This is a genomic window from Ruegeria sp. BB10, assembly GCF_056535725.1.
On sequence record NZ_JBQFIW010000001.1, the window covers coordinates 1646740 to 1662635 of the forward strand.

Consider the following 15896-nt stretch of genomic DNA (forward strand, 5'->3'; position numbering starts at 1 on the left):
TTATTTGTTTTGAATGCCGGGCTGATTATTACGCGGCCCGTTCAGTTGTTGCAGAACCTGTTCGCGATGACCAAACAGCGCCACACGGCCATCCGTCAGCAGCATGATCTTGTCGACCACGTTCAGCAGCGTTGGTTTCTGCGTGATCACTACAACGGTAATCTTGCTTTCCCGTGCCTGTTCGATGGCCCGGGCAAGGGCCCTGTCACCAGCAACGTCCAGGTTCGAGTTCGGCTCGTCCAGAACCACCATGCGCGGATTGCCAAAGAAGGCCCGTGCCAGTGCGATGCGCTGTTTCTGACCACCTGACAAGGGTGACCCATCCGCAGCCACCACGGTTTCATAGCCTTGCGGCAACGTGGCGATCATGTTGTGTACATCGGCGAGAACGGCGGCGTCGTGGATTTGTTCGTCGGTCGCATCGTCCCGCATCCGGCCGATATTGTCTTTGATCGTACCGGGGAACAATTGCACGTCCTGCGGAAGATAGCCGATGCTTTCGCCAAACTGACGCGGATCCCAGTTGCGGATATCCATCAGGTCCAGCCGGACGCTGCCGGATGTGGGCAGGATTGACCCAACCAGCGTTTTGCCCAGCGTGGTCTTGCCCGCGCCCGAGTTTCCGATGATGGCCAGAGTTTCACCCGGGTTCAGCGAGAAACTGATCCCGTTCAGCACAACACGCTTGGTGCCGCCCGGCACATAGAGAAGGCGTTCCACGTCCAGCCGACCCTCGGGGCGCGGCAAGCGCAGCTTTTCGAATTGCAGGGCCGAGTTGGATAGCAATTGATTGATCCGGCCATAGGCTCCGCGTGTCAGAAGGAAGCCGTTCCAGCCTTCGATCGAACCCTCGATGGGCGCGAAAGCGCGGCCCGCGATAATTGAGGCCGCAATGACCATGCCGCCGGTGATCTCACCCTGCAAAGCCAGAAACGCGCCCCAACCCAGAATGCCGATCTGCGTCAGCAAACGCACCGCCCGCGAAATGGCCGCGAAAATCACATTCCGGTCCTGCGCGCGGACCTGCCATGTCAGGGATTGTGCGGTGTCGCGGCCCCAGATGCGCACGGCCTCGGGGATCATTGCCAGTGCGTTGATGATCTGACTATTTCGCGACATCGAATCCAGATGCATGTTGGCCATGGACTGCGCCTTGTTGGCTTCGGCAAAGGGTTTGGCCGTCATACGCTGGTTGATGAATGCAATTGTCATCAGCAAAACCGCCGTAACGATCACGATCATCCCAAGCTGCGGGTGAACCAAAAAGATCATCAGGATGAACAATGGTGCGAAGGGCACGTCCAGGAAGGAAATCAGCGTCCCCGAGACCAAAAAGCTGCGCACTTGCTGCAAATCACCCAGTGTTTGGTATTCCCGCCCAGAGCCATGCAGCGACGCATGCGCCGCAGCGCTGAGAACCGGGGCACCCAGACGGGCTGCCACCTCAACCGCGGTGCGCATCAGCATGAACCGCCGCACCGCATCGAAGGCGGATTGGAAAATCACTGCCCCGGCGACAATGGCGGTCAACATGATCAGCGTGTCCAACGACCGGCTAGTCAGGACGCGGTCACTGATCTGGAACAGATAGATCGGGATCGCCAATATCAGAACATTCGTTGCACAGGTCAGAACCAGCACGAAAGCCAGATTGCGATAGATCGCGCGTAACGAAGTGCGCAACGTCGCCTGAAAATCTTCAGGCGGCGTTCGCTTGTGAAATGTTTGGGGTGGCCCCTTGCCATCGCCGCCGCCAGAATTACTGCGCAGCATTGGCTCGTTCGCTTTGGCCTCGATAGTGGTGCCCATGCGATCACCGCCACTCGAGCGCGACGCGGGGGGTGTACGGTCGCTCGTTTTATTGACGGGTTCAGGATCGGGGCCCTCGACATCGGCCACCCCATCACCGCTGCCCTGTTGGTCATTGTCTTCGGCAGGCTGCGGCTGCTTGCGCCGGGGGGAAGATCCGGCGCGCAGGTGCGGTTCCTCTTTCACTTCGTGATGTTCAGGATCAGCTTTCACGGTTTTGCCGGCGCTCGCATCGCTTTTGGCGACTGCCTCCCGTTCACCGTCTGGCGGATTACTAACGCGTAAATCTTCGCTCAAGCGCAATCCGAGAACTTTTTTCCGTTTCAAATCTGATTTGCTCGCACTTGGCGGCTTGGAAACGGCACCAGCGTTACGATCCAACGGACTGGCGTATCGTCTCGGGCGCGACGGAAAAACAATCGACATGTTAAAACTTTCAAAACACTCGTAACAAACAGGGTTACTACGCTAGCATAGATTGCAGGCCGTCGTCGATGGCAGCCGCTTCTGAGGACGTCAGATTGCTCTGGCCTGGGGCGTTTTCCGAATTGCCCGGCCCGTCTACATCCTCCAACAACATCGCGATCGCTTCGTTGACAAGCTCGGCATTTTCCTCTTCTGGGCTGTCGATAAGGCTGGCCTGATGCAACATCACATCCGAGTATTCGCCCTCTTGCGCCATCACGACAGAGTCGATTCCCATTTTGGTCACGTTGGCCGAATTCAATAGCGCGTTGCCCGCACCCAGCGCGGAAACCCCTTCTCCGCTTGAGTTTTCGACGTAAACATCGTCGTCATCCTGCAACATGGTGACCTGATCAATGACGTTGATCTGCAGCAGGTCACCTTCGATCTTGAGAACCCGCACCACTTCTGTTCCGGCAAACATCGGATCATTCAACAACGCGTCTTCCAGAGCATCGGTATCCACCTCTTGCAGAGATACCGTGCTGGCCAGATTGTCGCTTAACTCTTCGTGGGTGTCTTCCCCTTCGGTCGTCAACGATACCTGGTTCATTACAAGATTGTCTTCGGCATCCGTCGGGTTTGCGCCGTGAATCACATCATTGTCCAACAAAACGATGGTCTGGTTCACAACGTCGATCGAGACCATATCGCCGCCAATAATGATCACATCATAGTAGCTGCCCAGCTGAATGATGTTGGTCACATTGGCCATATCATTATCGCCCAGCGTATAGGCTGTGGACGAAGCTGAGATTTCCGTATTGATGTGGTCAATATCCGTGGCGTCGATAAGCTGCTCAATGAAATTGGTCACCAGCAGATCACCGGAAATCCAGTCGATCATGACAATCGGGTCCTGATCGGGATTATCCGAGACATTGTGTTCCACCCATGATGCCTCGTTGGCTTCGGTCGCGATGCTTGAAGACTGGACAACATGCGTGTCGCTTTGCGCACCCGGCGCACCTTGGTCGACATCAGAGACGACAGCGACCTGGCTGACAGCGGTCAGGTTGATCGCCTGCCCACCGACCACGATGTTGGGCGCATCGACCCAGCCAACCGATACTGCGACCTCGTTGACGGCATAGTTGCCACCCGCGACCACCGAATGACCGTCTTCAAATTCGGGGTCTTCGGATTGATCCCATTCGGCCGGCAATGCCTCGGCCAACTCGTCCTCGGCGTCTTCGTCCTCCAAATCTTCCTTGTGATGTTCCGGCAGCAGTTCCAAAAAGTCTGGAATTTCATCGACATACTCGCCATTCACGATAATGCCCGAGGCATCCTCGCCGTGGAATTGATGTACCGTTACGCCTTCAATCTCAAGATTAATGGGCGATTGCATTTGTTCGATGAGTTGTTCGACAGCCTCACCGGACTGATAGTCCTGGATGTGGATCGATGGGGTCGATATGGCATGCAAGGACAGTGCCGCGCTTTGCAGCGCGTCGGCTTGCGCCATCAGGGCCTCGACATCGCGGAAGTCACCTTCGCCCACGACATCGTTGTCGATCAGATGGATTTTCTGCACCGTGTAGGTGACCGCTGATCCAATCAGCTCGGTGATGTATTCGGGCTCCAGAATGATGTTCATCTGCACAAACGAGCTGAATCCCGGCGCGTCTTCGGGCAAGATGGCATCCGGGCCGATCGCAGGGCCGGGTGACCCATCAGCACCATCAATCAGACCAGAATTTTTCGTTGGTGGGGGGACATCATCTTGTGCGGGTCCAAACTTGTAAGGCACCGGGCCGTAATCGCCCGGATCCATTTTCAGATTGGCTTTGACATTGATGCGGGCCGGATCTTCGAGACCCTCAAGCTCTGCTTTCTTGCGCAGAGCAGTAAATTCTTCATAAAAATCACGCCAACGGGCCTGTTCGGTCGTAAGTTCAAAAGTGCCAACAAAATGTGCAATTTGTTCCGTAATACTGTCGAGTGCCATTTTAGTATCCTTTCCCCGCCCCGGCCTGAAATTTCCGGTTTAGGTTAAGTTGGGCCGAGGCCGCATAATGCGCCCCCGGCAGTTTTTAAGAGGTCAGAGCCCGCCAAAGCGGGCTCTGCTTCCGATTAAACGTCGGTGTCGTCGCTGGAGTAGCTGGACGACATGTTGCCGCCAACCATGGTCGTATCGACCGAGTTACCAAGAACGTTGGCACCCATGACGATCGACTGGTTGAACGCCGAAGTATCGACGACCGCTGCGGCCGATGCGTGCGACTCACCGTTGACGATGCCATCGCCACCGTTGCCCGAGCCCCAGTCACCAGCGTTGCCACCGGCACCACCTGCGCCCGAGTTCGCACCCGATGCGTCGCCGCCTTGCTGCATGCCACCTTTGGTGTCACCAATATCGACGAAGCCGTGCGAATTACCGCCTTGGCCACCCGTGGCTTGTGCAGCACCGCCGCCGCCACCGATGCCCGACGTGGACGTTCCGTCCGATGTACCGTATCCGGTAGCCGTTGCGTCGTTGTCGGAGCTGCCAGCGCCGCCATAGCCAGAGATTGCGTCGGCCATCGCGTCAGCGGATCCGTCAGTGTCCGCAACCGCCCAAAGGCTGGAAGCTGCGCCATCACCGGCGTCGTTGTCAGCGTCTACAGACCCAGAACCGCTGGCATCCGAAGTTGCGTCCAGATCCAGTGCTCCGCCGCCGCCACCAACACCGTCGGCTGTTGCGTCAGCGGATCCGCCAGCATCTGCCGAACCGTCGGAATTGTTGGACCCACCGGCTCCGGCCACTGAATCTGCGGTTTGATCGCCAACGCCCTGAGCATCAGCGTCCGCATCAGCGTCCGCATCAGCGTCACCACCGTCACCCGAACCACCAGTACCTACACCGCCGACACCGCCAGCACCACCGGCACCACCGGCACCTCCGGCACCGCCGTCACCGCCGTCACCACCGGCACCGCCGTCTTCGCCGTCGCGACCGTCTCTACTCTCAGCCACTCTCACGAAGGGGAAACCACCGTCAGCGCCACCTGCGCCACCAGCACCACCGTCGCCACCGTCGCCACCGTCGCCGCCGTCGCCACCGTCGCCGCCGTCACCACCGGTTCCGTCGCCGCCGTCACCACTGGCGTCGTTACCAGCAACGCTGCCAGCAAGGGCACCCGCAAGACCCAGGCCCAAATTGCCAGCGCCGCTGTCGCCGCCGTCTGCGTCTCCAGTCGAGGAATCGACGTCTGCATCGCTGTCTTGGTCAGCGTCAGCATCGGAGTCATTGTCACCGCCGGTTGAGTCGCCATCATTGCCAGCGCCCGACAGACCAACACCAAGACCCAGACCGATCGATCCGGCATTACCGCCGTCACCACCGTCACTGTCCGCATCCGACGCGTCCGAGTCACCTTGATTGTCGGCGCTCGAGTCGGCACTTGCATCGCCACTATCGCCACCGTCTCCGGAGCCGTCAGCGCTTGCGTAGCCTTTACCAACGTTCAGACCCAATGTTGTTGCATCACCCGAGTCGCCACCGTTTCCGGCATCTGCGTCGGCGTCAGCATCACCTGCTTCGCCACCACCCGCATAGGCAGATGCGCCCTTGGTGTATGACATTGCATTGCCGCCGTCGGTTGATCCACCGTTACCGGAGTCACCGCCGTCTGCGTGTGATGCAATACCTTCAGCAGCATTGGCCTCGCCACCGTAGGCATCGCCCTTCTGTTCAAAGGTACCACCGTCATTCGACACACGTGCCGCGCCCAGATGGTCATCGTCATTCAGGTGGGCCACCTGGTTGTTGATGGCCAGCATGTCGTTGCCTTGACCGTCCAACGAGATATCCAGGTTCATGTCGTCGCCCGGATCATAGTTAAAGTCGTTTCCGACGGTGATAATGTCTTCGACTGAGCCACCTTCATATACGTCTACATCGACCAGATCATCGTCATTGGGGCGGAGACCTTCCTCACCAAAGTCAATGTGTACAGAGTTGGAGTTGTCATTGGTGTTGTCACCATTGTACTGGTGCTGGTCCTGATCCTGACCCTGGTCCTGGTCCTGACCCTGGTCCTGGTCCTGGCCCTGGTCTTGGTCCTGACCCTGGTCCTGGTCTTGACCTTGGTCCTGGTCCTGACCCTGGTCCTGATCTTGACCCTGGTCCTGGTCCTGACCTTGCTCATTATGGTTCGCATCAATTTCTGCTTCTTCAACGGTCACGTCTGCTTCGACATGAACATATGCATCATCGACGTTCACTTCGCCGATGGCAGTAACATCATTGACAGGTTGTTCATGGTTGCGCTTTTTCATTTCAAAATTCCACTTTTTAAGCGCCCGACCGTCATTCATCTACAAAACGGCTACTGGCGCAGTTGAAACAATTTTTAAGCATTCAGGCGCAATACGCGCATGAAGCGGTTTCATTTGGTTGATTCGTTCACCACCTTCCTTTCCCGGCTAAGCCGATGCGCTGTCCGCGATAATCAGGATTCGTGCAAATTCACGAATCGCGGACACGTCAGGAACCAAGCTTCTCAAATTGAAGCAGGGACATGGTTGCAGCGTGAAGGCTGTCTGAATAGCTGCCCTAAAGCATTAGATATGGTAAGATGCTGATTTAATTTAAAATTTTAAAAATTAACCCAAAATTAACGCGCAAATACACGAAAATGCGGCGGAAATTCGACCACTCGGTTAAATCCATAATTTTTCTCTACTTTTACGAGAACGGCCATGGCGAACCTAATCAATAGTTCTAGTCCCAATTGGCAGGGCGATACGAATTATTGAAGAAAATTAGACTTTCAGGTATAGTCGGTCAGGACTGTCGGCTAATTTGCCGTTAATTTGTGTTCCGATTGTTGTTTACGATTTCGTCACCGATTTTGTGGCGTGGGTTTATAGGGGGAAATAATGAGCAATCCGTTACAGGATAATATTGCCCAACTTGATGTTAGTACCGAAGATTTCTCGATTAATTTCATCGGCAAGGAACTCTTCTTTTCCAACCAGACACTGCGAAGCGTTCAATCCGAATTCGGTGTGGCCGCTCATCGGTATGACGACATCGCCGACTTGAAAACTTCCGGCGCCCCGGTTGCCGCAGCTGGCAAAGTGGTTGTTGTCGATCAGATTATGTTAGACGATTTGCTGGCCCGCCCGCAGGTCTATACCGAAGCAACCGGATCAGGTTGTTTGGCCTTTGCGTACCGCAAAGAGGACTCGGCCCGTTTTCTGTTCGAAAACTGGGATCGGGGACAGTTCGGGGATGTCGGCTATCTTCCCATGAATGTTGCACCGGATGTGTGGCGGTCCATTCTGCGCCTGCTGATGCATGAGGAATTGTATCTGCCGTGCTTTATGGCTGATTGCGTGTCAAATCTGCAAAATCAGAACAAACCTCGCTTGCTGCGTGAAACACCCGCAAAGCCAAAGCAAAATCAAAAGAAACCTAATCCGATCTATTCCCGGCTGACGCGGCGGGAAAAACAGGTTCTGCACCTTGTCTCGAAAGGGCAAAGCAACAAGATCATCGCGTCGAACCTCGGCATCACTGAGCACACGGTCAAGCTGCACATGCACAATGTTGCCGGTAAGATCGGTGTAAGCAACCGGACCGCGGCAGCACAGTTCTATTTCGAAGTGGCGTCCGATGAAGCGCACGGACAAACCATTGACTGAGACGCTGGAAACCCGCTTTGACCGCTTAATCTTGCTGGTCGGCAAACTGAACTACATGTGGACCAACACAGAAAGCCTGTTGATCCACCTGATTGCCGGGCTGAGCGGCACCAACAAGGACGTCGCCGTTATCATCTTCTTGACGCTCAACACGACGCGCGCCCGGATCGATCTGGTTGAACGTCTTGCAAAGATGGAAGGCCGCCCTGCCGAAATTCGCGATCCGATCCTCGCCCACACGCAACGGCTGGCCAAACTGTCGTCCATTCGGAACAGGTATAACCATTGCATTTATTCCTTTGATGCCGACAGCGGGAACCCCAAGACCATCCTGATGCGCATTGCGGACCGAAAGACCGATATTAAGCTGGGGCGTGAAGACACGGTTGATGAAAAGGCCATTCAGGAAATCGAAAGCATCGTAGCGCAATTGTCGAATGCAAACCGTGATATCTGGCGCCTGATCAACCAACTTGGTTTCCCGGTCTGATCACACATCATTAGAACCGTACTTAAAAGCCCGCTTCAGCTGCCATCCATTTTACTGAACAGTCGCCGCATTGCCTGCCAAGCCGGCTGTAATCTCGGGCAAAGGCAATCTGGAACCATCTCATTTCAGTAAAAATTGGTGCGGATGGCGGGGATCGAACCCGCAAGCCCTAGGGCGAGGGATTTTAAGTCCCTTGCGTTTACCAGTTTCGCCACATCCGCGCGCCACCAAAGCTGTAAAGCGGGTGACTTCCGAAACTCATACTGCCAACCAAAGTGATTGAAAAGCCGCAAGTTGCTTGCCGCCAAGAGAACCGGCAAACATCCCGGCTGCAAATGTTTGCGTGGACCAAGAAGCACGCAGCTTGTTGGCGACCCACACGCTTGCTACGCAACTTCATGTGATTTCCCAAAATGATGCGCAAGCTCTACTCAGAACAGGATCACACCCGCCAGGGTTGCACGCTCATTACAGCTTCGCTACTCGGAGGGTGTTTGATTGAGATGATTCATCAAGGTCCCTGAGTATTATTATGCAGAAAGAACAAAAGTCCTTTCAGGACCGCGTTTCAAGCATCAATCAGCGCGCCGAAGTTGCCGCCAGCAAAGCCACTCCTGGCAGAACAGACAGCATCTGGGTACGATTGGCATACCCAGGTTCTTTCATCGGAGCCTTTTTCCTAGGTGCCTTTGCAGTTTTTCTGACACGCTATTTTCAGTCTCAGCTGGTTAACGTGCCCGGAAGTGGGCAACCCGGCGCGCAAGACATTGTCGGAATTGGTCTTGCAAGCATGGCTGGTCTGTTTGTTTCGATGCTTTTCAAAGGTAAGCAAAAGGAATTTGCCAGCGCCTGCACGCTAGGTGTTTTGCTGACCACATTTACCTACCACAATGCAATCTGGGCCTACCCGGAATCTTTCGAGCAGGTTTACGGAGAAGATTGGGTGGAGTTCATACAAAGTATAACGAAACCTTCCAGCATCTATTTTTTCGGCAATACCATCGAGTTGAGCTGAACCGCCCGTAGCGCCTGCCCCTATCGAAACGTCACTGGGTGCAACAATAAAGAAACTGTTCTGAATATTTTGGCGGCCCGTGCCAGAAGCTGCTGGAAATTGGCTTGGACGGCGATGGTCGATCATTTCGGATTAAATAGTCGATGGCAGCTGTTGCACGCAGACATCCCAAAAGAGGTTCACCTCGTTCTCACGACCGTGACCGTTTAGGACTTGGTTAACACCACCCTCTTTCTTCTGGGTTACGTGCTTTACTAAGATCATGATCGCTCCAAGTTCAGCGATGACTAGAGGCATAACGTCACCTCTTGTTTCACCTTCGAATCTAGCGACTGCACTTTAACGCTTTGATATTTAAGTAATTTCATGAGTTTCGTGGTGCCCCAAACGAACAAACTTCGAACCGGATCTTGGAGGAACTCGCAGACTGGTCAAAGGTAGTAAATCAGATGATCTGCACCCCTAGAATCCGCGTTCATTGGCTAACTCTGTGTTGTCACTTACCACAAGGAAAGGATAGTGACTCTTGCATACCTGATTACATGTCAGCCCATTTAACTATGACTTTCCCTTTCGCTTGGGTATGTCCTTGCGGTCGACAAGTTTGTGAGACAGGTCAAAGTCTTCGTTAATACGAACCACCAGCAGTTTGCTGGTTCCCATCCATGTTGACGACGACCTCGTCTCTATTCTTGAATGGTGTAATCGTCTTTACCTCAACGAAATCATTGCCCATGCGGCCGTCTGACCCCTGTGCGTAGTTCCTATGAAGTTCAAGGCCGTAGGTAATGGCGCCATAAAGCTCACCGATGTCACCGTAGACCTGAAGATGGCTGCCGGTGGCATCATAATACGCGGCAGCAGCATCCAATAGTTGCTCGAAAATAGGCACGAGTGAGAGCCGGGCGTTCGGATACCTTGCTCGCCATTCCTTGCACTGAATCTGCCAGTTGATCTCATCCCAGCTAATCCACTCACCGTCGCCGAGCCAAATTGCGTTGTGGGGACCAAGTTCATTTGGTGTAGTCAAGTTGTAGCTTCCGTTCGATCAAGTATTCGTTGTTAGCAATGCCTTGATACTGCTTGGCAATTGCAAGGAAAGCAATCTCATCAAGCCATTTTTCCAGCAAAGACTGTTGCAGCGGGAACTTGGCTTATCCCTGAAACTGACCCTTTCTGAACTCTCTAAAAATACAAAGGTTTGAAATGACCGACCAGACAATAAAGGTGGATTCGATGACAAAAACAGCGATTGAACAATATGAACACATCCAGTTCCGGATTCCGAAGGCGAAGCTGGATGTGTTTAATGCGATGGTCTACGAGCGCTATGGCATGAAGCACGGCGGCAAGACTAAGATGTTTCTCGATCTGATTGCGGAACATCAGACGTCGCAGAGGATCGCGCTGTTGAAAGCCGAGATCGCACGGTTGGAACAAGGCAAGCATGGGAAGCATGCGCTCTAGGAAAAACCCGACCGAGCCAAAATTCCCTGAGGTCATGCGCGACGAGAAGCAGTTGCAAATCCGGCACAAAGAAACGCGACTTTCCTGTAGTAATAGATACTACAACTTGCAGTTGACACTCCAAGCAAAGACCATTTTGTCCAGCGAAGTGCTGCCGGAACCCAATCGGAGCTGACCCCCTACCGGCGGAATTCCAGGAGGACGCGGCATGTCCGAAACCGAAGCCACCATCAATGTGGTCGACTACGACGATATTAAAACAAGCGTTGAACACGAATTGGGTGAGACCCCACTGGGTTGGTCAGGGATCGTGACCGAGCTTTTGAGCAGATCAAAGCACGCAGTGACGAGATTGGGATCGACTATCCAAAGATTCTCCAGATCAAAGAAAAATTCGGCGAGCTCGGATCTACTTCAGCAAGGCATCTGAGGATGAACGCATCCGCAGCTGGGTCGCAGCTACTATCAATAGGGCAAACCAGAGCTGCGAGCGATGCGGGAACGCGGCACGCCCACAGATTTTAGAGAGCTGGATCATGACGTTATGCTGTTGGTGTGCACATGAAGAAGCTGCCAGACGGTTCAACGAGCACAAACGCCGCTATTTCCGCCGAACGGACGCAGCCGAGCACCTTACCTGTGCTGTTTGCGGTTATGTTGGACATATTGACCGTTCCGATGACAGGCGGAGGTGCCCCTGCTGCGTGAAAAAAGACTGGTGAGATCTGGGCGGGTTCCACGCCGATCATGAAACCCGTCGCACTACGTTCGATAAAACAAGAACCACTCTCCAGCGGTGTCAGCGAAGACGCGAATACATAAACCCCGGTTGCGCCGACCGAGAAACAGAACGTTCGGGCGCTCTTCATTAGATCAGAATCACCGACCGATTCTCACCTTGAGTGGCGAAATATACGTGCCTGATACGGTCGGGAGGCAGCAATTCACACAACCCATGATAGAAAGTTCCCGGAACTACGCGGTAAACCACGATGTATTGCTCACTTCATCTTGACACGACGGCCCGCGCTGGTTCAGCTTCACCGCATGACCAACACACGCATCCACTGCCAGCGAATATCGACCTGAGGTCGATAGCCCACGCGAAACACGCGGGAGGCAGCATTGGTATGCGGGCGGGGCTTATACCCTGTGATAGCTCCAGATCAGAGTGCACGAGTCGGTTCGATTCCGACGCCTCCTACCATTCTTTGGAGGCATTCCATGTCACAAGACCCCAAAACAAATGAAGATCTGAGAAGACGCCTGAAGCTCTACGCCAACGACGAGCTTCTATCTGAAGTCAAAACGCGCATCGAGACTGGTGAGCTGAAAGAAACGCTTCTGTTCCATGGCGATACAGGTCGCATGTACTCAGACGATGGGAAGGAAGATAAGCGCCTTCTTCCTCCAGATGCCATTCTGCGGTTGGTATTCCCTTTCACGAATTCGACCCAGACAGTATCAGGCATCAAAACGTCGCTGAATGCCTGTTCGACTTACCGGACGAACACTTCTCCGCTCTCAAATCGACGGTGGCGGCAGAGACAGAAAAAGGCCTGCATCGTCTCATTGCTGCGCTGGAGGAAATCGCTTCAGCGCAAGAGTCCGAGCCCCGGAACCGGGGATCTGACGGATGACTGACACCTTCGACTACGATGACATCCGCGGCTCCGTTGAGAAGCATCTGGGAAAAGACAATCTGGGCTGGGTTCGGATTGTCACTGAGTGTTTTGAAGCGATCAAGAAGCACTGCGATCAGCGAGAGGAAAGCTATCTCACGGTCGGACAGATCAAGCAAAAATTCGGCTCGCTTCGGATCTACCTAGACGGCGTGCAGGAAGACACATTCATTCAACTGCGGTTGCAGCAAGCCGTGCAGGAAGCAGAGATGTCTTGCGAGCGGTGCGGCAACGCCTCCACAACTCAAGTCATTGCTGCCTGGCATGTCAACCTGTGCTGCTGGCACGCGCACGAGGCGGCCAGTGAACGGATGGAGACCTTTCCCACAGTGCGTTTGAATACGCGTGCCAAGCGAGATGTGCTTCAATGCCGAAGCTGCGGCTATATCGGCCAAATTGCCTGGGGCGCATCGGGTCACCGCTGCCCTTCCTGTGTCGCGAAAGGTTGGTAGCCCGATGAGTGAAACAACCGGGAAGAAGATGAAATCTTTGCGCTGGCTGGCTTCTGCCATGACGAGGCAGACATCCTCCGCCTTGTTTTAAGCGCTCTCAACTCCCGTGCATCCTGGAAATCGTGAAGCAAATGATTTTGGAAAGAGCCAGTTCTGAAGACCTCCTCAAGGTGATCAAACAACGATCAGAAGAAACCGCAAGATTTAGCGATGATCCTGACAACTGGCGGCAGACGGAAATTAACCGTTTGAGGGAAATCGATCCTGCTCTGGCAGTCTTCGCCCAAGACACGGTGGAACAGATGCCGAGCCTGAAGCGCTGGAAGAGGTCATGGGCCTCATTTCGGAACGTCACACTGCCGATATGAGCATGGAAGCTTCTCGTGCAGAGGGTGAGAAGACCACTGCTGCCCGATATCTTCTGGACAAAGTGGACTTTGAGTAACTGCCGCGCACCCTCCGAAACGAGATGCCGGAACATATCAAGCAACTCACAACCTGGAGCAATCAGTTCGCCCGACTGGCCTCACTTGATGAGTTGAACGAGCTTCGTGCAGTTTCCCAAAGGTTCCCTCATTGCAACTTCGTCATCGAGGGGATGGTCCACGATATCGAGTGTCGATGGAGCATCGGATCTGACATCCTTCATATCCAACCCACCCTACTGGTTGGCGAGCCCGGCGTCGGCAAAACAGCTTTGCAAAGACAGCCTGTAAAGCTCTCGGCCTTTATGTGCAAAGCGCAAACGTCGGCGGCAAATCGGAGAACCATTTGTTTGGTCTTTCGGTAGGTTGGGTAGCGCGCATGCAGGGATCGTGACGGAGGCCGTGGCAACGGCACGCCTCCTTAACCCAATGATCATCCTCGACGAAATCGACAAGACGCACGCGAGCCGCAACGGAGATATCACCGGCGAACTTCTTGCGTTGCTCGAGCCCTCTGAGGCCGGAGATATCGAGAGAAATATCTGGCGGTTGACGTGGATGCCTCACATGTGAGCTGGATTTTGACCGCAAATCACTTGAGTGGCGTACCCGCCCCTCTTCTCAGCCGTTGCACAATCTATGAAATCCCGCCCCGACCCAAGAACAACTGCCTGCGATCATTCAAAGCCTGGTGAGCGAATTCGCTGCTGAGTTTGGGTTGAGGCCTGAGTTCTTTCGGCTGGATCTCGGCGATGTTGAAGCTTTGGTGAGTACCTATGGACGGCACCGATCAGTGCGGGTTTTGAGACGGCTGGTGCGCGGCCTTCTGCATCAAAAGACCAAAACCCACTCGTGGAACTAGGACGGATCCACGAGGACCCAAGCATGCAGACACCACAAAATAGGAAAGGCGAAAATGCTAAGAGTTGTTGTTTACGTAAATCGTACCCCAATCGCGGAAGCCCGTGCAGGAAACATGTCCGGGCTTGCGGATATCTCCGACTACAAAGTCAGAGTATTCGAAGACGAAGCCCCGCATCTCGATATCCTGGTCAAGAATGTCACCGGCTGGATCAAGGGTCACGCGCGCCGCAGCAGCGTTTGGTATCTGGTTCGAAAAATCACCGAGTTGGCTGTTCGGGAGAATGGCAACGTCTGAAAATGAGCGGGATGTGTCGCCAGATGACGCCCATCAAAACGAACAATGAGGAGTATCAGAGCCGATCTCCCGCCCTTCAACACCGTTGCAAATCACTTGCGCTGGAGGACGAGGTTGTTTGCAGAATTAGAGCCTCTCCTGAAGAAGCGCTCGCACGCCCGAGAACTGGCTTTCTTAGGGCGACGAAGTATTATGCAAAGTGAGCCAATTACCCGAAAGCGTCAGATACAGAGGGAATGGGAATGTCAGAAGAAAGGCCCAATGAAACTACCGAAGAATTCGAGAAACGCTGCGAGGTAGACGCCATCACGGTGGCCTTTCTCCTCGTCAAAGCAGCTCAGTTCGCGTCAGAGGATGGGCTAGCGCGAAAAAGCATGAGCGCGGATGAGTGGAACAAACTCGCCCCAAAGCAGGTCTAAAAGGGTCAGTGCCGGCGATTTCTGAAATGGTGCGATAGACCGCTCGCAGCCGAGGCTGTGTGAAAACTCTGACAGTCTGGCGAAATACGCCGAAAACACCTTCTATGTGCATTCTCTCGCACTTCTGAGAGCTTTTGCTCAGGCGCTCAAAACGAGCGCGACGAGAGAGCTCGTGGGCCGGAGTTTTCACACAGCCTCAGCCCAAAGCAGACATTGAACTCAAGACTTTGCAATTCCGGCTTAGCGCAGAAAGCAGACATTGCAAACTTTGGCGGACGAGCCAATTAAGACACTCAACATCTTTGTCGGATATTGCGGTTGCGGCCCGCTCATCCACAACAGCAATCACCTAACTGAATTGGCGGGCACGGGACAGTTGCGTAGGAACAAAAAACACAGCAATCGCCTTCTAACGGTTTCAAGACTGCCTTGCATGACTTGCATTCATAAAACCACTGGCACGATTCAGTTGGCATTTTCTCGGTTTCAACGTGCCCACACCGAGGGCAGGTCAAAATGCTATTCAGCACCACAGTTTGTTTTGTCATTGTCTCACATCTGCATGATTAGATAATCGTTGATTTGAGCCTCATTGAACACGATGACCCATGCCAACGCGGTAGTCGCCGTGCTTCCGACAAGCCACCATTTCAGATTTGCCAACGTCCCGTTTCGATGCGCTACGAACAACGAAACCGCGACCAGCGCTGTTGAGATGGCGAGAACATAGTAGCTTGCTGCCGCTATTTTCCGAATATCGCCAACCAACTGCCACCCAAGCCGAGCAACATCATGGCCATTGGAAGAACACAGCATGTCGCGACCCCCAGAGCTGAAACCGATCCCAAGTAGCTGAGGCTCAAATATTTCTTCATCTTT

At 54.0% G+C, this 15896-nt stretch carries 16 protein-coding genes and 1 tRNA gene; 9 read left to right on the forward strand and 8 right to left on the reverse strand.

Annotated features, from left to right (window positions below):
* From ACR3EP_RS08350 to ACR3EP_RS08360, 3 genes are all read right to left on the reverse strand, one after another.
* Entirely contained in the window at positions 1 to 2022 is a 2022-nt protein-coding gene (locus ACR3EP_RS08350) for a type I secretion system permease/ATPase (RefSeq protein WP_480637275.1), read from the reverse strand.
* Positions 2023 to 2272: 250 nt separating this feature from the next.
* Positions 2273 to 4225: a type I secretion protein gene (locus tag ACR3EP_RS08355; protein WP_480637277.1), complete on the reverse strand. Its 1953-nt coding sequence runs from the start codon at positions 4223 to 4225 to the stop codon at positions 2273 to 2275.
* Between the two features lie 125 nt (positions 4226 to 4350).
* Positions 4351 to 6537, reverse strand: a complete 2187-nt coding sequence (locus tag ACR3EP_RS08360; RefSeq protein ID WP_480637279.1) for a hypothetical protein — start codon at positions 6535 to 6537, stop codon at positions 4351 to 4353.
* Positions 6538 to 7140: 603 nt separating this feature from the next.
* Between ACR3EP_RS08360 and ACR3EP_RS08365 the strand changes: the two genes are divergently transcribed.
* Positions 7141 to 7908 carry a helix-turn-helix domain-containing protein gene (locus tag ACR3EP_RS08365; RefSeq protein WP_480637280.1) on the forward strand — a complete coding sequence of 256 codons (768 nt, stop codon included), beginning with the start codon at positions 7141 to 7143 and terminating at the stop codon, positions 7906 to 7908.
* On the forward strand, positions 7901 to 8398 hold the full coding sequence (locus ACR3EP_RS08370; protein WP_480637282.1) for a hypothetical protein: 498 nt from the start codon (positions 7901 to 7903) through the stop codon (positions 8396 to 8398). The genes ACR3EP_RS08365 and ACR3EP_RS08370 overlap by 8 nt, the downstream gene beginning before the upstream one ends.
* A 136-nt stretch (positions 8399 to 8534) precedes the next feature.
* On the opposite strand, the gene ACR3EP_RS08375 is transcribed toward ACR3EP_RS08370, so the two are convergent.
* A tRNA-Leu gene (locus ACR3EP_RS08375) sits at positions 8535 to 8619 on the reverse strand.
* A gap of 311 nt (positions 8620 to 8930) precedes the next feature.
* Here ACR3EP_RS08375 and ACR3EP_RS08380 point away from each other — a divergent pair.
* Positions 8931 to 9413 carry a hypothetical protein gene (locus ACR3EP_RS08380; RefSeq protein ID WP_480637284.1) on the forward strand — a complete coding sequence of 161 codons (483 nt, stop codon included), beginning with the start codon at positions 8931 to 8933 and terminating at the stop codon, positions 9411 to 9413.
* A 628-nt stretch (positions 9414 to 10041) separates the two neighbouring features.
* On the opposite strand, the gene ACR3EP_RS08385 is transcribed toward ACR3EP_RS08380, so the two are convergent.
* Positions 10042 to 10443, reverse strand: a complete 402-nt coding sequence (locus tag ACR3EP_RS08385) for a hypothetical protein (protein WP_480637286.1) — start codon at positions 10441 to 10443, stop codon at positions 10042 to 10044.
* 206 nt (positions 10444 to 10649) lie between these two features.
* Here ACR3EP_RS08385 and ACR3EP_RS08390 point away from each other — a divergent pair, with 206 nt between their 5' ends.
* Positions 10650 to 10880 carry a hypothetical protein gene (locus ACR3EP_RS08390; RefSeq protein WP_170351296.1) on the forward strand — a complete coding sequence of 77 codons (231 nt, stop codon included), beginning with the start codon at positions 10650 to 10652 and terminating at the stop codon, positions 10878 to 10880.
* Positions 10881 to 11088: 208 nt separating this feature from the next.
* On the forward strand, positions 11089 to 11310 hold the full coding sequence (locus tag ACR3EP_RS08395; RefSeq protein WP_480637288.1) for a hypothetical protein: 222 nt from the start codon (positions 11089 to 11091) through the stop codon (positions 11308 to 11310).
* Positions 11311 to 11422: 112 nt separating this feature from the next.
* On the opposite strand, the gene ACR3EP_RS08400 is transcribed toward ACR3EP_RS08395, so the two are convergent.
* The gene (locus tag ACR3EP_RS08400) at positions 11423 to 11749 is read right to left on the reverse strand and encodes a hypothetical protein (RefSeq protein WP_480637290.1); all 327 of its coding nucleotides are present in this window, start codon (positions 11747 to 11749) and stop codon (positions 11423 to 11425) included.
* Between the two features lie 355 nt (positions 11750 to 12104).
* Between ACR3EP_RS08400 and ACR3EP_RS08405 the strand changes: the two genes are divergently transcribed.
* From ACR3EP_RS08405 to ACR3EP_RS08420, 4 genes are all read left to right on the forward strand, one after another.
* Positions 12105 to 12524, forward strand: coding sequence for a hypothetical protein (locus ACR3EP_RS08405; RefSeq protein WP_480637291.1), 420 nt, complete (start codon positions 12105 to 12107; stop codon positions 12522 to 12524).
* A complete protein-coding gene (locus ACR3EP_RS08410; protein ID WP_170351299.1) occupies positions 12517 to 13014 on the forward strand; it encodes a hypothetical protein in 498 nt (165 codons plus the stop codon). Before ACR3EP_RS08405 ends, ACR3EP_RS08410 begins: the two co-directional genes overlap by 8 nt.
* 1341 nt (positions 13015 to 14355) lie before the next feature.
* Positions 14356 to 14598 (forward strand): hypothetical protein, encoded by a 243-nt coding sequence (locus ACR3EP_RS08415; protein WP_480637293.1) that lies wholly within the window; start codon positions 14356 to 14358, stop codon positions 14596 to 14598.
* A gap of 242 nt (positions 14599 to 14840) precedes the next feature.
* Positions 14841 to 15017, forward strand: a complete 177-nt coding sequence (locus ACR3EP_RS08420; RefSeq protein ID WP_170351303.1) for a hypothetical protein — start codon at positions 14841 to 14843, stop codon at positions 15015 to 15017.
* Between the two features lie 329 nt (positions 15018 to 15346).
* Here ACR3EP_RS08420 and ACR3EP_RS08425 read toward each other — a convergent pair whose 3' ends face one another.
* Entirely contained in the window at positions 15347 to 15565 is a 219-nt protein-coding gene (locus tag ACR3EP_RS08425; RefSeq protein ID WP_226689765.1) for a GDCCVxC domain-containing (seleno)protein, read from the reverse strand.
* Between the two features lie 4 nt (positions 15566 to 15569).
* Entirely contained in the window at positions 15570 to 15833 is a 264-nt protein-coding gene (locus tag ACR3EP_RS08430; RefSeq protein ID WP_480637295.1) for a hypothetical protein, read from the reverse strand.
* Between the last annotated feature and the right edge of the window lie 63 nt (positions 15834 to 15896).

Coding starts and splice junctions, on each gene's coding strand:
- ACR3EP_RS08380 (WP_480637284.1), top strand. CDS start 8,931: ATGCAGAAAGAACAAAAGTCCTTTCAGGACCGCGTTTCAAGCATCAAT.
- ACR3EP_RS08405 (WP_480637291.1), top strand. CDS start 12,105: ATGTCACAAGACCCCAAAACAAATGAAGATCTGAGAAGACGCCTGAAG.
- ACR3EP_RS08390 (WP_170351296.1), top strand. CDS start 10,650: ATGACAAAAACAGCGATTGAACAATATGAACACATCCAGTTCCGGATT.
- ACR3EP_RS08395 (WP_480637288.1), top strand. CDS start 11,089: ATGTCCGAAACCGAAGCCACCATCAATGTGGTCGACTACGACGATATT.
- ACR3EP_RS08410 (WP_170351299.1), top strand. CDS start 12,517: ATGACTGACACCTTCGACTACGATGACATCCGCGGCTCCGTTGAGAAG.
- ACR3EP_RS08360 (WP_480637279.1), bottom strand. CDS start 6,537: ATGAAAAAGCGCAACCATGAACAACCTGTCAATGATGTTACTGCCATC.
- ACR3EP_RS08415 (WP_480637293.1), top strand. CDS start 14,356: ATGCTAAGAGTTGTTGTTTACGTAAATCGTACCCCAATCGCGGAAGCC.
- ACR3EP_RS08430 (WP_480637295.1), bottom strand. CDS start 15,833: ATGCTGTGTTCTTCCAATGGCCATGATGTTGCTCGGCTTGGGTGGCAG.
- ACR3EP_RS08425 (WP_226689765.1), bottom strand. CDS start 15,565: ATGACAAAACAAACTGTGGTGCTGAATAGCATTTTGACCTGCCCTCGG.
- ACR3EP_RS08400 (WP_480637290.1), bottom strand. CDS start 11,749: ATGAAGAGCGCCCGAACGTTCTGTTTCTCGGTCGGCGCAACCGGGGTT.
- ACR3EP_RS08420 (WP_170351303.1), top strand. CDS start 14,841: ATGTCAGAAGAAAGGCCCAATGAAACTACCGAAGAATTCGAGAAACGC.
- ACR3EP_RS08365 (WP_480637280.1), top strand. CDS start 7,141: ATGAGCAATCCGTTACAGGATAATATTGCCCAACTTGATGTTAGTACC.
- ACR3EP_RS08355 (WP_480637277.1), bottom strand. CDS start 4,225: ATGGCACTCGACAGTATTACGGAACAAATTGCACATTTTGTTGGCACT.